The sequence below is a fragment of the Streptococcus mitis genome, from assembly GCF_001579035.1.
Taxonomy (GTDB): domain Bacteria; phylum Bacillota; class Bacilli; order Lactobacillales; family Streptococcaceae; genus Streptococcus; species Streptococcus mitis_J.
On record NZ_KQ970286.1, the window covers coordinates 111,306 to 113,923 of the forward strand.

Consider the following 2,618-nt stretch of genomic DNA (forward strand, 5'->3'; position numbering starts at 1 on the left):
TGGTCTCAATATCAATGCGATTCCAGCTGCAGCTTTTGCGATTGTCGCCTTTGCTTTTAATGAGGCAGCTTATGCTAGTGAAACCATTCGTGCAGCCATTCTCTCAGTCAACCCTGGTGAGATTGAAGCGGCACGTAGTCTGGGTATGACCCGAGCACAAGTTTATCGTCGGGTGATTATTCCAAATGCGGCTGTCGTGGCGACTCCAACCTTAATCAATTCCCTCATCGGCTTGACCAAGGGAACCTCTTTAGCTTTTAGTGCGGGTGTTGTGGAAGTCTTTGCCCAAGCTCAGATTTTGGGTGGTGCCGATTATCGTTATTTTGAACGCTTTATTTCCGTTGCCCTTGTTTATTGGGTAGTCAATATCGGAATTGAAAGCCTCGGTCGCTTTATCGAGAGAAAAATGGCTATTTCTGCACCTGATACAGTGCAAACAGATGTGAAAGGAGACCTTCGTTAATGATTAAGATTTCGAATTTAAGCAAATCCTTTTCAGGACAGACTGTCTTGGATCATCTGGACTTGGATATCCAAAAAGGGGAAGTTGTAGCCTTGATTGGTTCTTCAGGAGCTGGAAAATCAACCTTTCTTCGCAGTCTCAATTATCTTGAAACACCTGACAGTGGCTCTATTCAGATTGATGATTTCTCAGTTGATTTTTCTAAAATCACTCAAGAAGAAATCCTTGCCCTACGCCGTAAGCTGTCTATGGTTTTCCAACAGTTTAATTTGTTTGAACGCCGAACAGCACTTGATAATGTGAAAGAAGGCTTGGTTGTTGTCAAGAAATTATCTGACCAAGAAGCGACTAAGATTGCCAAGGAAGAGTTGGCTAAGGTTGGGCTTTCTGACCGTGAAAATCATTATCCTCGCCATTTATCAGGTGGACAAAAGCAACGTGTTGCTCTAGCGCGTGCGCTTGCTATGAAACCAGATGTCTTGCTCTTGGACGAACCAACTTCAGCTCTTGACCCAGAATTGGTCGGAGAAGTAGAGAAGTCTATTGCAGATGCTGCTAAGTCAGGTCAAACCATGATTTTGGTCAGTCATGACATGTCCTTTGTAGCCCAAGTGGCTGATAAGATTCTCTTCCTAGATAAGGGGAAAATCATTGAGTCTGGAACACCGGATGAGATTATCCACCATCCTAAAGAAGAGCGGACAAAAGAATTCTTCGCTAGTTACAAACGGACTTATATTTGATATAATAGATAAAGGAAAACTCAGTTAGCTGGACTAGCTGAGTTTACTCTTTAAAAAAGATAGAAATGAGAGAAATCATGCTACTGCAACTATTTTCTTTATATTTCGAGAGTTTGATCTTGACCACCATCCTCGTCCTGATTTTTTTAGGGATTTGGATTGGACTGAGAGCCATGTCGGGAGTTGATAAGACAGCCAAGGCTCGCCAAGCCCATCTTTATGATATGATTATGATTGGAGTTTTGGTTGTTCCAGTATTATCCTTTGCGGTTATGAGTTTAATTCTTGTTTTCAAGGCATAATCCTTGCTTGATTAACAAGAAAGAGTTAGAATAAAGATAGTTACAACAAGAAAGAAGGAAACTATATGTACGATACTATTATTATCGGTGCTGGACCTGCAGGGATGACTGCAGCCTTGTATGCTGCTCGAAGCAATCTAAAAGTAGCCTTGATTGAAGGTGGTCTGCCAGGTGGTCAGATGAATAATACATCGGATATTGAAAATTACCCTGGATACGCTAATATCAGTGGACCAGAATTGGCAGAAAAAATGTTTGAACCGCTTGAAAATCTTGGTGTTGAGCACATTTATGCTTATGTTGAAAATGTAGAAGACCATGGTGATTTTAAGAAAGTGATGACTGATGACCAAACATATGAAACACGTACAGTTATCGTAGCAACTGGTTCTAAACACCGTCCTTTGGGAGTACCTGGAGAAGAAGAACTGAACAGTCGTGGTGTTTCTTACTGTGCCGTGTGTGATGGTGCTTTCTTCCGTGACCAAGATTTGTTGGTAGTTGGTGGCGGAGATTCAGCTGTTGAAGAAGCCCTCTTCTTGACTCGCTTTGCCAAGACTGTTACCATTGTTCACCGTCGTGACCAACTTCGTGCTCAAAAGGTTTTACAAGATCGCGCCTTTGCGAATGAAAAAATCAGCTTTATCTGGGATTCTGTAGTAAGGGAAATCAAGGGTGAAAACCGAGTAGAATCAGTCGTATTTGAAAATGTGAAAACAGGTCAAGTGACAGAACAAGCCTTCGGTGGTGTCTTTATCTATGTTGGATTGGACCCTCTTAGCGATTTTGTTAAAGAATTGAATATTCAAGACCAAGCAGGTTGGATTGTGACAGATAACCACATGAAAACTGCAGTTGATGGTATCTTTGCAGTTGGAGATGTTCGCTTGAAAGACCTTCGCCAAGTAACAACAGCAGTTGGAGATGGCGCTATCGCTGGTCAAGAAGCCTATAAATTTATCACAGAACATAGTTAATACACTTCGAAAATCTCTTCAAACCACGTCAGCTTCGCTTTACCGTAGGTATATGTAACTGACTTCGTCAGTTCTATCCACAACCTCAAAGCAGTGCTTTGAGTAACCTACGGCTAGTTTCCTAGTTTGCTCT

4 protein-coding genes are annotated in these 2,618 nt (G+C 41.9%); all 4 read left to right on the top strand.

Features of this window, described 5'->3' with window-relative positions; genetic code table 11:
* Positions 1 to 463: ABC transporter permease subunit (locus SMIDD26_RS02810; RefSeq protein WP_134990145.1), on the top strand; the 463-nt coding region annotated here is incomplete at its 5' end.
* Positions 463 to 1,206, top strand: a complete 744-nt coding sequence (locus tag SMIDD26_RS02815; RefSeq protein ID WP_000590965.1) for an amino acid ABC transporter ATP-binding protein — start codon at positions 463 to 465, stop codon at positions 1,204 to 1,206. The genes SMIDD26_RS02810 and SMIDD26_RS02815, both read left to right, overlap by 1 nt.
* Before the next feature lie 77 nt (positions 1,207 to 1,283).
* The gene (locus tag SMIDD26_RS02820) at positions 1,284 to 1,508 is read left to right on the top strand and encodes a DUF4059 family protein (protein ID WP_000926599.1); all 225 of its coding nucleotides are present in this window, start codon (positions 1,284 to 1,286) and stop codon (positions 1,506 to 1,508) included.
* 65 nt (positions 1,509 to 1,573) lie between these two features.
* Entirely contained in the window at positions 1,574 to 2,485 is a 912-nt protein-coding gene (trxB, locus tag SMIDD26_RS02825) for a thioredoxin-disulfide reductase (RefSeq protein WP_061438840.1), read from the top strand.
* Positions 2,486 to 2,618 lie beyond the last annotated feature (133 nt).

What these genes read in the sequence shown, in the direction of transcription:
- SMIDD26_RS02815 (WP_000590965.1), top strand. Translation starts at nt 463, where the DNA reads ATGATTAAGATTTCGAATTTAAGCAAATCCTTTTCAGGACAGACTGTC.
- SMIDD26_RS02820 (WP_000926599.1), top strand. Translation starts at nt 1,284, where the DNA reads ATGCTACTGCAACTATTTTCTTTATATTTCGAGAGTTTGATCTTGACC.
- trxB (WP_061438840.1), top strand. Translation starts at nt 1,574, where the DNA reads ATGTACGATACTATTATTATCGGTGCTGGACCTGCAGGGATGACTGCA.